This is a genomic window from Candidatus Methylopumilus planktonicus (assembly GCF_000981505.1).
GTDB classification, from domain to species: Bacteria; Pseudomonadota; Gammaproteobacteria; order Burkholderiales; family Methylophilaceae; genus Methylopumilus; species Methylopumilus planktonicus.
Genome location: NZ_LN827929.1, coordinates 1,003,319 through 1,020,893 on the forward strand (window position 1 = coordinate 1,003,319; position 17,575 = coordinate 1,020,893).

At 37.2% G+C, this 17,575-nt stretch carries 18 protein-coding genes; 9 read left to right on the forward strand and 9 right to left on the reverse strand.

Annotated features, from left to right (window positions below; translation table 11 throughout):
- Nucleotide 1: 1 nt before the first annotated feature.
- The 5 genes from hemH to waaF are packed head-to-tail and all read left to right on the forward strand — an operon-like array spanning nucleotide 2 to nucleotide 5,134.
- Nucleotides 2-1,111 carry a ferrochelatase gene (gene hemH, locus BN1208_RS05260; RefSeq protein ID WP_046488554.1) on the forward strand — a complete coding sequence of 370 codons (1,110 nt, stop codon included), beginning with the start codon at nucleotides 2-4 and terminating at the stop codon, nucleotides 1,109-1,111.
- A 21-nt stretch (nucleotides 1,112-1,132) separates the two neighbouring features.
- Nucleotides 1,133-2,116 carry an ADP-glyceromanno-heptose 6-epimerase gene (gene rfaD, locus BN1208_RS05265; protein WP_046488557.1) on the forward strand — a complete coding sequence of 328 codons (984 nt, stop codon included), beginning with the start codon at nucleotides 1,133-1,135 and terminating at the stop codon, nucleotides 2,114-2,116.
- Nucleotides 2,113-2,685: a D-sedoheptulose 7-phosphate isomerase gene (locus tag BN1208_RS05270; RefSeq protein WP_046488560.1), complete on the forward strand. Its 573-nt coding sequence runs from the start codon at nucleotides 2,113-2,115 to the stop codon at nucleotides 2,683-2,685. Before rfaD ends, BN1208_RS05270 begins: the two co-directional genes overlap by 4 nt.
- A 3-nt stretch (nucleotides 2,686-2,688) precedes the next feature.
- Nucleotides 2,689-4,137: a D-glycero-beta-D-manno-heptose 1-phosphate adenylyltransferase gene (gene rfaE2 / locus BN1208_RS05275; protein WP_046488562.1), complete on the forward strand. Its 1,449-nt coding sequence runs from the start codon at nucleotides 2,689-2,691 to the stop codon at nucleotides 4,135-4,137.
- A gap of 4 nt (nucleotides 4,138-4,141) precedes the next feature.
- Nucleotides 4,142-5,134 carry a lipopolysaccharide heptosyltransferase II gene (waaF, locus tag BN1208_RS05280; protein WP_156157790.1) on the forward strand — a complete coding sequence of 331 codons (993 nt, stop codon included), beginning with the start codon at nucleotides 4,142-4,144 and terminating at the stop codon, nucleotides 5,132-5,134.
- On the opposite strand, the gene BN1208_RS05285 is transcribed toward waaF, so the two are convergent.
- The 3 genes from BN1208_RS05285 to edd are packed head-to-tail and all read right to left on the reverse strand — an operon-like array spanning nucleotide 5,131 to nucleotide 8,261.
- Complete coding sequence (locus tag BN1208_RS05285; RefSeq protein ID WP_052734647.1) at nucleotides 5,131-5,790, reverse strand: HAD family hydrolase; 660 nt, start codon at nucleotides 5,788-5,790, stop codon at nucleotides 5,131-5,133. The two genes, waaF and BN1208_RS05285, sit on opposite strands and share 4 nt — an antisense overlap.
- 14 nt (nucleotides 5,791-5,804) lie before the next feature.
- Complete coding sequence (locus tag BN1208_RS05290; protein ID WP_046488570.1) at nucleotides 5,805-6,431, reverse strand: bifunctional 4-hydroxy-2-oxoglutarate aldolase/2-dehydro-3-deoxy-phosphogluconate aldolase; 627 nt, start codon at nucleotides 6,429-6,431, stop codon at nucleotides 5,805-5,807.
- Nucleotides 6,432-6,446: 15 nt separating this feature from the next.
- Nucleotides 6,447-8,261, reverse strand: a complete 1,815-nt coding sequence (edd, locus tag BN1208_RS05295) for a phosphogluconate dehydratase (RefSeq protein ID WP_046488574.1) — start codon at nucleotides 8,259-8,261, stop codon at nucleotides 6,447-6,449.
- A gap of 145 nt (nucleotides 8,262-8,406) precedes the next feature.
- On the opposite strand from edd, the gene waaC reads away from it, so the two are divergent.
- The 4 genes from waaC to dnaJ all read left to right on the forward strand — a co-directional run bounded on the left by waaC (nucleotide 8,407) and on the right by dnaJ (nucleotide 13,162).
- Nucleotides 8,407-9,366, forward strand: a complete 960-nt coding sequence (gene waaC, locus BN1208_RS05300) for a lipopolysaccharide heptosyltransferase I (RefSeq protein WP_046488577.1) — start codon at nucleotides 8,407-8,409, stop codon at nucleotides 9,364-9,366.
- An 82-nt stretch (nucleotides 9,367-9,448) separates the two neighbouring features.
- The gene (grpE, locus tag BN1208_RS05305; protein WP_046488580.1) at nucleotides 9,449-9,979 is read left to right on the forward strand and encodes a nucleotide exchange factor GrpE; all 531 of its coding nucleotides are present in this window, start codon (nucleotides 9,449-9,451) and stop codon (nucleotides 9,977-9,979) included.
- A 70-nt stretch (nucleotides 9,980-10,049) separates the two neighbouring features.
- A complete protein-coding gene (gene dnaK / locus BN1208_RS05310) occupies nucleotides 10,050-11,978 on the forward strand; it encodes a molecular chaperone DnaK (protein ID WP_046488582.1) in 1,929 nt (642 codons plus the stop codon).
- 62 nt (nucleotides 11,979-12,040) lie between these two features.
- The gene (gene dnaJ, locus BN1208_RS05315; protein WP_046489345.1) at nucleotides 12,041-13,162 is read left to right on the forward strand and encodes a molecular chaperone DnaJ; all 1,122 of its coding nucleotides are present in this window, start codon (nucleotides 12,041-12,043) and stop codon (nucleotides 13,160-13,162) included.
- Here the strand turns inward: dnaJ and gloA are convergent, their stop codons facing one another.
- Genes gloA through BN1208_RS05345 form a run of 6 tightly spaced genes read right to left on the reverse strand, consistent with a single transcriptional unit; the run spans nucleotide 13,163 to nucleotide 17,515 of the window.
- Nucleotides 13,163-13,552, reverse strand: a complete 390-nt coding sequence (gloA, locus tag BN1208_RS05320) for a lactoylglutathione lyase (RefSeq protein ID WP_046488586.1) — start codon at nucleotides 13,550-13,552, stop codon at nucleotides 13,163-13,165.
- 2 nt (nucleotides 13,553-13,554) lie between these two features.
- Entirely contained in the window at nucleotides 13,555-13,812 is a 258-nt protein-coding gene (locus tag BN1208_RS05325) for a YfhL family 4Fe-4S dicluster ferredoxin (protein ID WP_046488588.1), read from the reverse strand.
- 2 nt (nucleotides 13,813-13,814) lie between these two features.
- Nucleotides 13,815-14,306 carry a pantetheine-phosphate adenylyltransferase gene (gene coaD, locus BN1208_RS05330; RefSeq protein WP_046488590.1) on the reverse strand — a complete coding sequence of 164 codons (492 nt, stop codon included), beginning with the start codon at nucleotides 14,304-14,306 and terminating at the stop codon, nucleotides 13,815-13,817.
- Nucleotides 14,293-14,853 carry a 16S rRNA (guanine(966)-N(2))-methyltransferase RsmD gene (gene rsmD, locus BN1208_RS05335; RefSeq protein WP_046488592.1) on the reverse strand — a complete coding sequence of 187 codons (561 nt, stop codon included), beginning with the start codon at nucleotides 14,851-14,853 and terminating at the stop codon, nucleotides 14,293-14,295. Before rsmD ends, coaD begins: the two co-directional genes overlap by 14 nt.
- 3 nt (nucleotides 14,854-14,856) lie before the next feature.
- Nucleotides 14,857-16,161 (reverse strand): M16 family metallopeptidase, encoded by a 1,305-nt coding sequence (locus BN1208_RS05340; RefSeq protein ID WP_046488594.1) that lies wholly within the window; start codon nucleotides 16,159-16,161, stop codon nucleotides 14,857-14,859.
- Entirely contained in the window at nucleotides 16,151-17,515 is a 1,365-nt protein-coding gene (locus tag BN1208_RS05345) for a M16 family metallopeptidase (RefSeq protein ID WP_046488596.1), read from the reverse strand. The genes BN1208_RS05340 and BN1208_RS05345 overlap by 11 nt, the downstream gene beginning before the upstream one ends.
- Between the last annotated feature and the right edge of the window lie 60 nt (nucleotides 17,516-17,575).

Sequence of the window (17,575 nt, forward strand, 5' to 3'; positions counted from 1 at the left end):
AATGAATTACTATACAAAAGAACCACAATATCAACATGGCGATCCGCCAAAAATAGGGATTATCCTCGCAAACTTAGGCACCCCTGATTCTCTTAGCACGCATGCCGTAAGAAAATATTTACAACAGTTTCTTATGGATCGAAGAGTGGTCGAAGTGCCACGATTTATTTGGTGCTGGATACTTCATTTCATTATTTTAGTCTTTAGGCCAGGAAGTTCAGCAAAAAAATATGCAAAAGTTTGGACTAAAAAAGGCTCCCCTCTTTTAGTAAATGCGTCAAATCAAACAAAAGCATTAACCCTAAAAATTAAAAAGTCAGTATCTCAGCCCATTGAGGTTGAATTAGGAATGTCCTACGGCAATCCTTCAATGAAAAATGCGGTCCTCAAATTAAAAGAAAAAAATTGCACTAAAATTCTCTTGCTTCCACTCTATCCCCAGTATGCTGCTTCATCAAGTGCATCTGCAATGGACGCGCTATGGCGCATTCTTCTTAAAACAAGAAATGTGCCTGCAGTGAGAACTATTAGGAATTATCACGACCATCCTCTTTATATTAATGCGCTTAAATTATCTATTCTGCAATTCTGGAAAAAAAATGGAAAGCCTACAAAGTTAGTGATGAGCTTTCATGGGATCCCAAAAAAATCATTAATGCAAGGCGATCCTTATCATTGTGAATGCTATAAAACCGCTCGCTTACTTGCCGAAGCTCTAAAATTAAAAGAGAACGAATATGTGGTCTCATTCCAGTCGCGCTTTGGAAGAGCCGAATGGCTAAAGCCTTATTACGCTGAGATGATGGCTGACCTAGGAAAAAAGAAAGAGAAAAATGTTCATGTTATTTGTCCGGGATTCTCAAGTGACTGCTTAGAAACCTTAGAAGAAATTAATATTGAAGGTAGGCACATTTTCCTAAGTCACGGCGGTAAAAGCTTTAGTTATATACCTGCTCTCAATGACAATTCAGATTGGATTGATGCGATGCAAGGTATAATTCTAGAAAATTTACAAGGTTGGATTGATAAAAACTGGACTGCTAAAAAAGAATCTAACAATTCAGCTATCACTAAAAAAAGAGCTGCGCTTGTTGAAAAGAAACAGCCTTAATTATTTAAAGCCAATCATATTATGATAATACTTACGGGTGGTGCTGGCATGATTGGAAGTGTCATTGCTTGGCATCTTAATAGCATTCTCGATAAAAAAGATATCATCATCGTCGATGATATTCAGCATCCAGATCAACGGAATAATTTAAGCAAGCGAACGTATATTGATTACCTTGATAAAGATGATCTTTTTCCTTGGTTGGAAAAGAAAAAAGAGATTGAAGCAATCATTCATATGGGCGCTATCAGTGCTACAACCGAAACTAATTTTAATAAGCTTTTAAATCAAAATATTCGTTACAGTCAAAATCTATGGCGCTATGCAGCGGATCATGGCGTGCCTTTCCTTTATGCAAGCTCCGCGGCTACCTATGGCGGAGGCGAATTTGGCTATGATGACAATGAATCAGAGCTAAGGAAACTATCGCCTCTTAATGCTTACGGCTATTCAAAACAATTTTTCGACCAATGGGTAGTGCAGCAAGTCACTGCAAAAGAAAAAACACCTCCTCAATGGTGTGGATTTAAATTTTTTAATGTCTATGGTCCAAACGAATATCATAAAGATAGAATGGCAAGCGTTGTATTTCATGCATTTAATCAACTTAAAGCAGAGGGTGAAATTAGACTCTTCAAGAGCGATCGTCCCGATTATAAAGATGGCATGCAATTAAGAGATTTTGTTTATGTAAAAGATGCAGCAGCAGCTGTTTTACATTTTTTAAGTCACAAAAAACATTCAGGTATCTATAATGTAGGTACAGGAAAAGCCTCAAGTTTTAAAGCGCTTGCAGAATCTCTTGTGAAAAGTATTAAGGGCGATCTAAATGCAATTAAATATATTGATATGCCAAATGATCTTAAGGGAAAATATCAATACTTTACTGAGGCTAATATAAAAAAACTAAAGGATGCTGGATATACAAAGCCTTTTCATACGATTGAAGAGGGTATTAAAGATTACGCAATAAATTATTTAACTAAAAGTGATACTTACGCATGAGTAATGAAAATTTAAAAAAAATAGAATCTATTTTTAATGAGCATCAAAAGACGATTCAAAAATTAACCTTGCTCATTCCACAGATAAGTGAAATAGCAGGTCTGATAAAAAAAACACTTCACTCAGGGGGTAAAGTGCTTATTTTTGGAAATGGCGGTAGCGCTTCTGACAGTCAACATATTGCGGCAGAAATTGTAGGCAGATTTGTAAAGGAACGTAAAGGGCTTCCAGCTATTGCACTAACGACAGACACTTCAATTATTACTGCTGTTGCAAATGACTATGGCTATGAGCATATTTTTTCAAGACAAATCGAAGCGCTATGTTTAAAACATGATGTAGTGATTGGCATTTCTACATCAGGTAATAGTAAAAATGTCATTAAAGGACTAGAAAAAGCGAATACATTAGGCGCTATGACGATTGGCCTAACAGGTGGTGATGGCGGTCTCATTAAAAAAATAGCAACACACGCTATTGTTGTAGACTCAAATGAAACAGCAAGAATTCAAGAGGCGCATATTCTCATTGGACATACGATCTGCGAACTCATTGATGAAGGTCAATAGCCCATGAGTGAAATTGATATCATTAAAAATAAATTTAACGCAAAAAATCAGTGGGCTTTAGTGGTTGGTGATTTAATGTTAGATCGCTATTTAATAGGTAGCGTCTCAAGAATCTCTCCCGAAGCTCCAGTGCCAGTTGTCAGATTAAAGGAGTCATTTGATCGCATTGGCGGATCAGGCAATGTCGCAGCTAATCTAGCTCAGTTAGGTATCAAAACAGTTTTAGCTGGCCAAATTGGTGATGATGGTGATGGTAAAAAGTTACTTGATATTCTCAAAAAAAATCATATTGGTGTAGATGGTATTGTCAAAGACAAGAATCCCACAACTACAAAAACACGGATTATTGGCGAACATCAACAAATGATGAGAATTGATCAAGAGGCAACAGCAGATTTGATTGATTCTAAACCACTGATTAAAAGAATATCAACGCTCCTTAATAAAAAGCCTTCTATTGTTATATTGTCAGACTATGCAAAAGGGGTGTTAAGTGAAGCGCTATGTCAGCATGTTATTAAACTCGCAAAATCAAAAAAGATACCTGTGCTAGTAGACCCTAAAGGGATTGACTACAGTAAATATAAAAATGCAACTGCGATAACTCCAAACAAAAAAGAAGCTATCGAAGCTTGCCATATTCATGTCACAAAAAATCCGAACTTTTTAACGCCCCTTCTAAAATTAAAAAAATCTCTTAATTTGCAATTTATTGCCATGACGAAAGGAGAGGATGGTATTGATTTAGTGCAGAAAAATACTATTAAAAATTTGCCTGCCGTCAATCAACAGCAGGTATTTGATGTATCAGGAGCGGGCGACACAGTTATTGCAACGCTTGCAGCGTGCATGATTGCGAGGATGCCTATTGAGAATTGTCTTAATATTGCAAATGTAGCTGCAGGTATAGTAATTGGAAAATTAGGCACTATCCCTATTACGCTTCAAACCCTCATAGAAACTTTAAGTTCTAAGCATTCTGATCAAGAGAAAAAAATTCATTCCCTCTCGCGGCTCATGGAGCAAGTTCTGATTTGGAAAAAACAGAAAAAGAAAATTGTATTCACAAACGGCTGCTTTGATATTCTTCATGCAGGTCACGTGACTTATCTAGAAAAAGCAAAAAAATTAGGTGACATACTTATCTTAGCGCTTAATAGTGACTCGTCAGTCACAAAACTAAAAGGCAAATCAAGGCCTGTGATTCACCAAGAAGATCGAGCGAGAGTTCTTTCAGCCCTCTCTTCTGTAGATAGTATTATCATTTTTAGCGAAACTACACCGCTTCATTTAATAAAAAAAATTCAGCCTGACATTTTAGTTAAAGGTAGTGATTATAAAAAAAATCAAGTTGTAGGCCATAAAGAATTAAAAAAATGGCATGGCAAAGTTGAATTAGTTTCTGTTGTTCCTGGTAGAAGCACGAGTGCTATCATCAAAAAAATCTCTTAAGATTTTGAACCCAAAAAAAATTCTCATCATTGGACCATCATGGCTTGGTGATATGGTTATCGCACAAAAGCTATTTAAGACCATTAAAGATATTTATCCTAATAGCAAGCTTCACGTAGCCTCCCCTGCTTGGACAATTCCCTTAGTATCTAGAATGCCTGAGGTAGATCAATCCATTTCATTACCTTTTTCTCATGGCGAGCTAAATATACTCAAGCGTTATCAGATCGCTAAAGTTTTAAGATTGGAAGGTTATTCGCAAGCTATTGTCTTAACAAATTCATTTAAGTCCGCATTGATTCCATTTTTTGCAGGCATTCCAAAGCGCACTGGTTTTTTGGGAGAAATGCGCTTTGCTTTAATTAATGATTGCATTAAAAAAGATCCTTCACTGTATAGAACAGTTGATCAATTTTTAGCCCTTGCACCAAAATCGAAAAATACGAAAGTTAGTTTGTCTACAAGCTTAATCTCGAAGCCCAGTCAGGGTAAAAGAATTTTGGCAGGTAAATTAAGTAGGTTTAAAAAAGTTCTTGGTATCGCCCCTGGAGCAGAGTACGGTGAATCTAAAAGGTGGCCTATTGAGTATTTTGCAGATGTAGCAAATGAAGCTATACAAAATGGATGGGAAGTTATCTCGTTAGGCTCCGCAAACGATCAAGACTTAGGAAAAACATTAGATCGACTCACAAAAAACAAAGTGATTAATCTCATCGGCAAAACTAAACTCGGAGAAGTAATTGATGTAATAAGTTTGTGCCAATCATTTTTAAGTAATGATTCCGGACTTATGCATGTGGCGGCAAGTTTAAATATTAAACAAGTCGCTATTTTTGGCTCATCTGACCCTAAAAAAACTCCACCATTAAGTCGGCACGCAAAATTAGCTTATCTTGGTCTCTCATGCAGCCCTTGTTTCGAAAGAGTTTGCCCTCTTCAGCATACTAATTGCTTAAAAAATATTAGGCCTAGTGAAATTATTAAAAAACTTATTTAGTGATTCAGATCGTCTAGCTTTTGATGGACTTCAATTTTATTTTCTTCACAGAAATTTTTCCACTCGAAGAAATTTGTCCAGCCACTTAAAAAAATAAAATCTAAATTATTCTTCTTTGCAACTTGGTAATCATATTTTGAATCTCCAATAAACAGAGCGGGCGATTGCCCTGTTGATTTTTTTAATTCACGCGCCACAATTTCTTCTTTTGAATCAGGGCTTCCAAAAATACCAACATCAAAATATTTTAATAATGATTTTCTGGAAAAGAGCCTAATAATTTCTTCTTGATCGCCACCGGATACAATCATCCAGTGAGCCTGTTTTGTTTTTTCTCTGAGCCTTTCAAGGCCTTCAGCAATATCACAATTTTCAAGGAGTCTCTCGACTTCAATGTTCAATTGTTTTAGTAGATGATTCATTGATAACTCATCTACTGGCTTTTTAAGAATGGTTTCTAAGAAATAGGTAAATTTAATATTTCTAGATATGCCGGTATATTCGATGTGATGGTTAACTAACTTCATAACATCTTCTTCAGATGCTCCAAATTCTAATGCGGTTAAGCGATATGCTTCTATTTTTAGGAAGTTTGAATTTAGGACAACCCCATCACAATCAAATAAGATTGTTTTATATTGGGAAATAGGCAGCATTATTTTAAATAATGCTAAAGACGTTTAATCGCACTAGCTTCTTTTGCTAGCTTTGTAATTTCTTCCCAATTTTTATTTGCGACAAGATCTTTTGGGGTCAGCCAGGTTCCGCCACAGACAGGGACATTAGGAAGACTCAAAAAGTCTGATGCTGACTGAACAGTTACACCACCTGTTGGGCAAAACTTAACGTCAGAAAAAGGACCTGCAAATCCCTTTAGAAGATTAATGCCACCCACTGCAACCGCAGGAAAAAGTTTTAAGAAATAATAACCATCATTATTTGCCATCATGACTTCGCTACCTGTAGACACACCAGGCAATAATGGTAATCCAATATCTAAACAATGCTTTCCTAGTTCACTTGTATAGCCTGGGCTCACTGCAAACTGACAACCAATTGATTTTGCAGCTGAAGCATCTGCTTTAGTTCTAACTGTGCCAGCGCCAACAATAGCTTCTGGCAAATGCTTAATAATTCTATCCATGGCATCCATGGCGCATGCAGTTCTTAAGGTTACTTCTAACACTTTGATACCACCTGCAAGAAGAGCCTCTGCCATAGGCACAGCATCTTCAACTTTATCAATCACTATGACCGGTATCACTGGTCCATAATTTGCTAAATCTAATGTCTTCATATTGTCCTTATATTATTAAAGCCATGTGACTGCCCCTTCTTCGGCAGATAGCACATTTTTTCTCATACCAGCAAATAACTCGCGGCCAATATCATGGGCATTATCATTTCTATGTTTGTCTGAGAGTGTTTCATATTCTCTTTCATGCCATGTATCTTCATCAACTAAAACGTTGAGAGTACCTACCAACGCATTCAATCGAATCGTATCGCCATTACGGATTTTCCCAATAGGTCCATTTGCTGAAGCCTCTGGACTTAAATGAATTGCGGCTGGAATTTTTCCTGAAGCGCCACTCATTCTTCCGTCTGTAACTATAGCCACTTTAAACCCTTTGTTTTGAAGCACAGCTAAAGGTGGCGTCAGTTTGTGCAACTCTGGCATTCCATTTGCTTTAGGCCCTTGGAATCTTACGACTGCAACAAAATCTTTTTCGAGCTCTCCTCTATCGAAAGCACTTAGAAGCTCCTCTTGTGTATCAAAAATAATTGCAGGGCCTTCGATAATATATCGATCTTCTGGCACCGCAGAAATTTTAATGACTGATCGTCCAAGATTACCATTTAATAATTTAAGTCCGCCTGACTCGCTGAATGGATGATCTGCAGTTCTGACAATAGTTTCGTCACCACTTTTTTTAGGAAGATCAGTCCAAATAAGTTTGCCCTTTTCTTTACTAGGTTTTTTTGTATATTCTTTCAAGCCGCCTTCGCTGATAGTCATAACATCCGGATACATGCATCCAGTCTCAATGAGTTCACGAATCACAAATGCAGGCCCGCCTGCAGTTTGAAATTCATTTACATCAGCTTTGCCGTTTGGATAAATACTTGCCAATAATGGTGTCGACTTTGCAAGATCATGGAAATCTGTCCAGTCAATAATAATTCCTGCAGCTCTTGCAATCGCAACCCAATGAATAAGATGATTTGTTGATCCACCTGTCGCTAGCAATGCTGCCATTGCATTGACTATGACTCGCTCATCTACCAATTTTCCAATTGGCTTCTTCTGTTTACTTCCAATGATGTTTATTAGAGATCTTACTGACTCTCGAGTAATTTCTTCTCTAATATCTTCACTTGGATGGATAAATGCAGCGCCTGGAATATGAAGTCCCATAGCTTCCATTAACATTTGATTACTGTTCGCGGTACCATAAAATGTACATGTACCCTCCCCGTGATAAGCGGCAGACTCAGAAGCCAGCAGCTCCTCGCGCCCCACTAATCCTTGTGCATATTTTTCCCGTACTTTAGATTTTGAAGTGTTATCAATGCCGGTAGACATTGGTCCTGCGGGTACAAAAATTGTAGGTAAATGGCCAAAATGCAATGCGCCGATTAATAAGCCAGGGACAATTTTGTCGCAAATACCCAACATGAGAGCGCCATCAAATACATCATGTGACAAAGCAATTGCTGATGACATCGCAATGGTATCTCGAGAAAATAAGCTTAACTCCATGCCTGGCTCGCCTTGTGTAATGCCATCACACATAGCGGGCACGCCTCCAGCCACCTGAGCAGTAGCATCGAGCTTATTCGCTTCATCGCGAATAATTGAAGGGTAATTTTCATAAGGCTTATGTGCTGAAAGCATATCGTTATAAGCCGTCACAATCGCAATGTTAGGCTTCTTCTCACTAACAATTCTTAATTTGTCATTTTTAGGTAGAGCAGCGATTGCATGCGCAACGTTAGCGCAGCCGAGGCGATCTGCTCCTCGCTGCCTTTGAAGCATAGCATCTATGCGAGCTAAATAAGCAAGACGTGTTGGTCTACTTTTTTCTTTAATTCTTTCGGTAATTTCGACTATGGAATGTTTCATTAAATAGATTCGTTTAGTTGAATGAATAAAAATTTCTTTCTATAACAGATTATCCTAGAAACACTCAGTAAGCGTCAAACGATTAAATATTAATTAATTATATAAATGATTTATAGGCATTGATTTATATGAGAAAATTCTCTATATGGTTCGTATACTTATCATTAAAACATCCTCACTAGGAGATGTTATTCACTGTTTGCCTGTCATTAATGATATTAAGTATTTTGTCCCTGAGAGCTCTATTGATTGGCTGGTAGAGGAATCCTTCGCAGATGTGCCAAGGCTTCATCCAGGTGTTAACTCTGTCATAACCATCTCTCTTAGATCATGGAAAAAAAATCTTAGAAAAAAATCAACTTGGATTGGACTTTATAAATCAATTAGAGCTATCCGAGAAAATCATTACGATATTATTATTGATTTTCAGGGTCTTTTAAAAAGTGCTTTTTTTACTTTATTTACCCGTGGGGATATTCATGGTTTTGATAAAGCCTCTATCCGAGAAGCTGCTGCCTCTTACTTTTATAAATACACACATCCCGTATCAAAGCAAATTCATGCAGTTGTTCGCAATCGAGAATTAGCTTCCAAATGTTTTCAATACGAATTATTAGATCAGTCAGCTCATTTTGGATTAGAGATTCATAATATCAACAACTTTAATCTTTCTGAGCGCTATGTCGTTCTGATTCATGGATCTAGCAAAAAATCAAAACAATGGCCCATGGAACATTGGCTCAAAGTTATTCAGTTTTTTAATGTCCTAGGCTTAAGAGTTCTTTTACCATGGGGCAATCTTGAGGAATATCATTTCTCTAAATCTCTCCGCAAAGCCTCAACCAATTCTTTGGTGCTGCCTAAAATGAATATTAGTGATCTCGCTAATATTATTTCAGGGGCTAAATGTCTCATAGGCGTTGACTCTGGCCTCACCCATCTTGGCAATGCGTTAGGCATTCCAACTATTGGTCTTTATTTGGACAGCAACCCTTACCTCACTGGAGTTTATCCCAATATTAAGGTGCCATCAGTTAATCTAGGTGAGATAGGTGTGACACCTACCCCCGAATCCACGATTTCTCAAATTGAAGCAATTATTTAACTTCTACCCCTTGAAATTTACTACTTCACCCCCAAATTTATTTTAATACGTAGCATCTTTAAAAGATTTAAAAGGTAAAAATATGAACGCAGAAGAGAAAAACAATTTATCCGCAGACGAATCAGAAAACCATTCAGATCAATCAACTACAAATAATCTAGAAGAAAAACTAAATCTCCTAGAAGAAAAATTAGCTGAAGCTGAAGCACAGGTTCTTTATGTTAAAGCCGAGGGTGAAAACATAATAAAACGTTCTGTTGAAGATATTGATAAAGCTAGAAAATTTGCATTAGAAAGATTTAGTGGCGAATTGCTGTCTGTCAAAGATAGCCTTGATGCTGCCCTTGCTGTTGAAAATGCGAGCCTCGAAAGCTATAAGAATGGTGTTGAAATTACACAAAAACAATTAATTAATGTATTTGAAAAATTTGGAATCAATGAGATTAAAGCATTAGGTGAAAAATTTGATCCTAATCAGCATCAAGCGATTAGCATGGTGGAATCGGAAGAAGAGCCAAATAAAATTTTAACAGTGCTTCAAAAAGGTTATCTATTGAACGAAAGAGTGATAAGACCAGCATTAGTAACCGTTTCTAAAACTAAAAACACATAAGCACTTGAAATATTCAAGATCATCCCAATTATAGATTTAACAAATTAAACAGATTTTTTAAGGAAAAAAAATGGCTAAAATTATCGGAATTGACTTAGGAACAACAAACTCCTGTGTGGCTGTCATGGAAGGCGGAAAGCCTAAGGTGATTGAAAATGTAGAAGGCGCTAGGACTACCCCTTCAATTATTGCCTATCAAGATGATGGCGAAATCTTAGTTGGCGCGCCAGCAAAAAGACAGGCAGTAACAAATCCAAAAAATACACTTTATGCTGTAAAGCGATTAATTGGTCGCCGTTTTGAAGAAAAAGAAGTTCAAAAAGATATTGTTTTAATGCCATATGAAATTTCAAAAGCTGACAATGGTGACGCCTGGGTAACAGTGCGTGATCAAAAAATGGCCCCCCCCCAAATTTCAGCTGAAGTTTTAAGAAAAATGAAAAAAACGGCTGAAGACTATTTAGGTGAAGAAGTCACAGAAGCTGTCATTACAGTGCCTGCTTACTTCAATGATAGTCAACGCCAAGCAACTAAAGATGCCGGCCGAATCGCAGGCCTTGAAGTTAAACGTATTATTAATGAGCCTACCGCAGCCGCACTTGCTTTTGGTTTAGATAAACAAGAGGGTGATCGAAAGATTGCAGTATACGACTTAGGTGGCGGGACCTTTGACGTATCAATTATTGAAATTTCTACTGTTGATGGCGAACATCAATTTGAAGTGCTATCAACAAACGGGGATACATTCCTTGGTGGTGAAGACTTTGACAATCGCTTAATAGATTTCTTGGCAGATGAGTTTAAAAAAGAAAACGGGCTCGATTTAAGAAATGACTTACTTGCTAAGCAACGTCTTAAAGAAGCCGCTGAGAAAGCAAAGATTGAACTTTCAAGCAGTCAACAAACTGAAGTTAATCTTCCCTATATTACAGCTGATGCAAGCGGTCCAAAACATCTTGTCGTAAAAATCACGCGCGCAAAATTTGAATCTCTTGTCGATGATCTTATTGAAAGAACAATTGAGCCCTGCAAAGTTGCAATGAAAGATGCGGGCGTTACTGGTAGCGACATAGCAGATATCATTTTAGTAGGTGGACAAAGCCGTATGCCTAAAGTCCAAGAGAAAGTAAAAGATATTTTTGGCAAAGAGCCTAGAAAAGATGTGAATCCTGATGAAGCGGTAGCTGTAGGCGCTGCAATTCAAGGGGGCGTTCTTCAAGGTGATGTAAAAGATGTATTGCTGCTTGATGTAACTCCTTTAAGTTTAGGGATTGAAACACTAGGAAGTGTCATGACTAAACTTATTAAGAAAAATACAACAATCCCTACGAAAGCATCTCAAGTATTTTCAACAGCGGAAGATAATCAAAATGCTGTGACAATTCATGTGCTTCAAGGTGAGCGTGAGATCGCTTCAGGTAATAAGAGCCTAGGTCAATTTAATTTGACTGATATACCTCCAGCACAAAGAGGTACGCCGCAAATTGAAGTGACATTCGATATTGATGCCAACGGTATCTTGCATGTATCAGCTAAAGATAAAGCTACTGGCAAAGAAAATAAGATCACGATTAAAGCAAATAGTGGACTTAGCGAAGAAGAAATTAAAAAAATGGAAGATGATGCAGTTAAATACGCTGATGAAGACCGTAAAATTAGAGAACTTGTGGATGTTAAAAACGCTGCAGATGGCATGATTCATTCAGTAAAAAAATCAATCACTGACCATGGGGATAAATTAGATGCTGCAGAAAAAGAAAAAATTGAATCTGCTATAAAATCTTTAGAAGAGTCTTTGAAGACTGACAACAAGGAAGAGATTGAGGCTAAAACTAAAGAGCTTATGGAGTCATCGCAAAAACTAGGTGAGAAAATATATGCTGAACAACAAGCCCAACAACCTAACGCTGGCTCAGCACCTCAGGAAGAAAAAACGGTTGATGCTGAAGTTATGGATGCTGAATTTGAAGAAGTAAAACAAGACAAACAAGATAAATAACTTTTAACCACTAAAACAACATCATAAATTCTGATGTTGTTTTGCTTTTTGAAAAAAATATCATGGCGACCAAAAAAGATTATTACGAGACTCTTGGTATATCTCGTGACGCTTCAGAAGATGAAATAAAAAAAGCTTATCGCAAGCTTGCGATGAAATTTCATCCTGATCGCAATCCTGATAATCCAAAAGCTGAAGAAAATTTTAAAGTAGCTAAAGAAGCTTACGAAATACTTTCGGACTCACAAAAAAGATCAAATTATGATCAGTATGGTCATGCAGGTGTAGATCCAAGCATGGGTGGCTCCGGATCTGCAGGGTATTCGAACTTTAATGATGCCTTTGGTGATATTTTTGGTGATATTTTTGGTGGGGGTCGTGGCGGTCAAAAATCTAATGTATATCGTGGAGCTGATCTTCGTTACAACATGGAAATCAGTTTAGAAGATGCGGCAAAGGGCACGGAAACAAAAATACGTATTCCTGTTATGACTTCTTGTGAGCCATGTAAAGGAACTGGCGCTAAACCTGGTACACAACCTGTTTCTTGTGATACATGTAATGGTCATGGCCAAGTTCGAATGCAGCAAGGGTTTTTCTCTGTTCAACAAACATGTCCTAAGTGTCATGGAACAGGAAAAATTATCAAAGAGCCCTGTTCGACTTGTCATGGAGCTAGTCGTGTCAAACAAACTAAAACACTATCCGTTAAAATTCCTTTAGGTGTAGATGAAGGCGATCGAATTCGATTGTCAGGTGAAGGTGAGTCTGGGATTAATGGCGGTCCCCCGGGAGATCTTTACGTTGTAGTTCATCTTAAGAAACATGACTTATTTGAACGTGATGGTGGAAATTTGCATTGCGAAATGCCAATCAGTTTTTCTACTGCAGCCCTTGGTGGCGAAATTGAAGTGCCGACTTTAGACGGACATGCAAAAATGAAAATTCCTGCTGAAACACAAACAGGCGCTGTTTTCAGATTAAAAGGCAAAGGCATTAAGCCATTAAGACAAAATGTGCCTGGCGATCTTCATTGTCATGTTTCTATAGAAACTCCTGTAAAGCTCACAGACAGACAAAAAGAATTATTAAAAGAACTTGAAGAGATTAATCAGTTAGATCGAGGCAAGCACAGCCCAAAATCGAAAGGTTGGCTTGATAAAATGAAAGGTTTGTTTGATTGATTAAAAGGTGCCTGCTTGAATTAATTCAATTTTATAACCATCTGGGTCCTCAATAAAAGCAATGACTGTTGCCCCATGTTGCATCGGGCCGGCTTCTCGAATAACTTTTCCACCCTTACTTTTAATTAGCTCACAACTTTTATACGCGTCTTCAACTTCGATTGCAATATGCCCAAAGGCGTTACCTTTATCATAAGTTGTAACACCCCAATTATAAGTAAGCTCAATGACAGCATGGTCTTTTTCATCCCCGAATCCCACAAAGGCTAATGTAAATTTCCCATCCGGATATTCATGACGCCTTAAGAGTTTCATGCCTAAAATATTAATATAAAAAGCGATTGATTTTTCTAAGTCACTGACACGAATCATAGTATGAAGGACGCGCATTGCTAATTTACTTTGTCTTTTTGCAGGTGATGATATTTGAGCATAAGATCTTCTTTAGACTCCTTATATTCCGGATGGAGAGAAATGCAATCAACGGGACATACCTCCTGACATTGAGGCCTATCAAAATGCCCAACACATTCTGTACATAACTGGGGATTAATTTCGTAAATGTGAATGCCCTGATAAATTGCATTATTTGGACATTCAGGCTCACATACGTCACAGTTAATACATTCGTCCGTAATCATTAAAGCCATGATTAACGTCCAGTTTTTTTCATGGCTTCCTTGACGATTGGAGATACAAATTGCTCTATATTTCCGCCCAAAGTAGCGACTTCCCTCACTAAGCTCGAGGAGACAAAAGTAAATTGCTCGGAAGGTGTTAAAAAAAGCGTTTCAACATTTGGATATAATTTACGATTCATGCCTGCTAATTGAAACTCATATTCAAAATCAGAAACAGCTCTGAGTCCTCTAATTACTACATGTGCATTTTGCGCTTCAACAAAGTCCATTAAAAGCCCGTTAAAACCAATAACTTCAATTGCTTTATGCTCAGAAAATACAGCCTTAACTAAGCCTACCCTCTCCTCAAAAGAGAAAAAACATTTTTTACTTGCATTAGAGGCGACAGCTACGATAATTTTATCGAAAATTCTTGTGGCACGATGGGCAATATTCTCATGACCTAATGTAATCGGGTCAAACGTTCCAGGATAAATGGCAATAGATAGGTTAGATTGAGTCATTATTTTTTAATGTAACAAGATGATAAAAGACATTACCCGCTTTTCTTTTTTTTGCAATATTAAATACGCTATATTCTTTTATGCTAGCTTCTGATTCAAAGTATATTAGCCCATCCTCTGATAAATGGTTAGCTAATTGAGGAAATAATTTATCTTCCCATCTCTCATTAAAAGGTGGATCACAGAAAATAATATCGAACTTAGTAGTATTCTTTTCAAGAAACGTGAGCGCATCCGTGTGGTGAAGAACTGCTCCATCTGCTTGAAGGAGTTTTTGATTTTCTTGAATCATTTTAAAAACTTGAGGAGATTTTTCGATCATAACAACATTTTTAGCTCCCCTAGAGAGAGATTCAAAGCCAATTACACCAGAGCCTGAAAAAAGATCTAAACAAAGTTTACCGGTTAAATCTTGTTCTAACCAATTAAATAAAGTCTCTCTAACTCTTCCTGGGGTAGGCCTTAGTCCGGGGGCGTCAATGAAAGAAACATTTTTTCTTTTCCATGCTCCGCCAATAATTTTGACTTGATTTTTGACTATCTTCAAAAACTATTCTGCACCAACAATAATAGTCGTAAGTTTGTTAGGATCAATCTTATTTTTAAACGCTGTCTTTATTTGACTAATAGTTACTTTTTTAATTTCCTGTATGTAATTATCGATATAAGAAATAGGTAAATCATAAAAAGCAATCATACTTAGATAATCAACAATTTTCGCATTGCTATCTAACCTTAAAGGGAATCCCCCAACCAAATTTTGTTTGGCAGCCATAAGTTCTTTTTCGGATGGTCCCTCATCGATAAATTTTTTAACAGTGCTATTTACAATAGCGAGCGCTTCATCTGCTTGTTCTTTTTTTGTTTGCAACCCAATTTCAAGCGGGCCTTCAGCGTAGAGAGGCATAAAGTAACTATACACACTATAAACTAATCCTTTTTTTTCTCTAACCTCTTCCGTTAGTCTAGATACAAAACCACCGCCACCTAAAATATAATTGCCTACATAAAGAGGAAAATAATCTTTTTCTCCGCGCTTTAATGCAGGCATGCCCATTAAAATATGAGCCTGTTTTGCTGGGTGTTGTATTTTTTTAACGCCAACATAATTTGGGCCTGTCACAGGACTGATATTGTGCTTTGTATTTCCTTGAGGCAATCCTTGACTGATTGATTCACTTACTTTTCTGGCTTCATCAGCGCTAAGATCACCAACAATTACAATCGTAGCTTCAGATGATAAATAATAGTTTTTATAAAATTGTTTCAAATCTTCTTGATTCAGCTTTTGAAGTGTATCTATGCTACCAGCTTCATCATGCGCGTAAGGATGATCACCGTAGATAGATTTCATGAATGTTAAATTAGCAATCGTTTCTGGCTGAGTCATTGATTGCTTAATACTCGCAATAATTCTATTTTTTTCTCTGTCTATGACTGGTAGTGGAAAATCAGGCGAATGAATTATATTTTTAAAAAGAGTAAGCGCTTTATCTTTTTGTGAAGAGGAGCTTAAGGTTCTTAATTTAAAATAGGCTCTGTCAAGATCAACATCCCCTTTAATAACTGCTCCAATATCTGAAATTTGATTGGCTAGTTTTTCCTCATTGATACCTGCAGCTCCCAAACTCATAAGATGGCGAGTTAAGTTAGCAAGACCTTCTTTGCCAACAGGGTCTTGAGCGCTACCTGCAAAAAAATTTATATTGATATCAAGTATAGGAAGATCATGATTCTCAACAAAAAAAACTTTCCCCCCTGCTTGCGTATTCCATGTATCAATTTTTAATGCAGCATAAGAATTTTGCAGAATACATAAGAACAAGAAAGTAATTTGAATAAATTTAATGAACATGAGGCCGCCCTTTCGGTAAGGTGTCTTGGGTCATTGGCTGCGGATCTAGAATGACTATAGATAATTTATCCCGAGTTAAGTATTTCGTAGCTACGTTTTTTATTTGTTCAGAAGTGACACTATTAACTTTTTCAATATAACCATCACTTAAGTGAAATGAATAATCCATTGTTTCAAGCTGACCAATTTCCATCGCCATTCCAAACATTGAGTCTTTTTGGTATACATCGCTTGCGATGACCATAGACTTAACTCTATCTAGCTCTTCCTGAGTTACGCCATCTTTTTTAATTTTCTCAACTTCTTGGAGTAATGCACTTTCAAGCTCATTGATCTTCTTAAAATCATTTGGCGTGCCCTCCAGCTCAAAAAGACTAATTCTTCCTCTCGATGTTGAGTCATATCCAGCGCTCACACTCACTGCCAAACGTTGATTTCTTACAATGTTTTGATTAAGTCTTGATGAGCTATTCCCAGCTAGAATATTAGATAACATCTCTAAAGCGTAAGGCTCCCAAGATGATTCATTATTGCCCAAACGATCCATCAAAGTTGGCGCTTGATAACCCATTAAGAGATAGGATAATTCACTTGGCGCCTTAATAACCGATCTTCTTTCACCAATTTGCTGAGGCTCAACCTGAGGTTTTCTCTCGGGAATTTTTCGTACAGGAATTTTTTCAAAATACTTCTTTGCTAAATTTAGTACATCATTGGCTTGAACATCCCCAACTACAACAAGAATTGCATTGTTGGGTGCATACCAGTTTTGATACCATTCTCTTGCATCTTCTACCGTCATGTTTTCTAAATCATTCATCCATCCAACTACGGGCCTGCTATAAGGGTGGGATTTAAAAACTGTTGACGCAAATTGTTCTTTTACTTGTGAAGTTGGTTTATCGTCGGTCCTCCATCTTCGCTCTTCCATGACAACTTTAATTTCCTTATCGAACTCTTCCTTAGATAAATTAAGGTTTTGCATGCGATCTGCCTCTAATTTAAACGAAAGTTCGAGATTTGATTTCTCAAGTTGCTGGAAATAACACGTGTAGTCGGCGCCTGTAAATGCATTTTCTTTTCCACCTGCCTTAGCTATCAACCTTGAAAATTCACCTGACTTAATTTTCTTGGTCCCTTTAAACATCATGTGCTCAAGAACGTGAGCTACACCAGTTTTACCATTTACCTCATCAAGACTCCCTGCTCGATACCAAACCTGAGACACAACCACAGGTGAGCGATGGTCTTCTCTTACAAAAACTTTTAACCCATTAGAAAGCTTAAATTCTTGAGTTTGTGCTAAGAGCAAACTTGGAAATAACAACAAAAGAAGTAAAATTTTTTTTAACAACGCGTCTCGTCCTTAAATGATTTAGCTATTATAATGAATATCAATGTTTCATAGACTTTT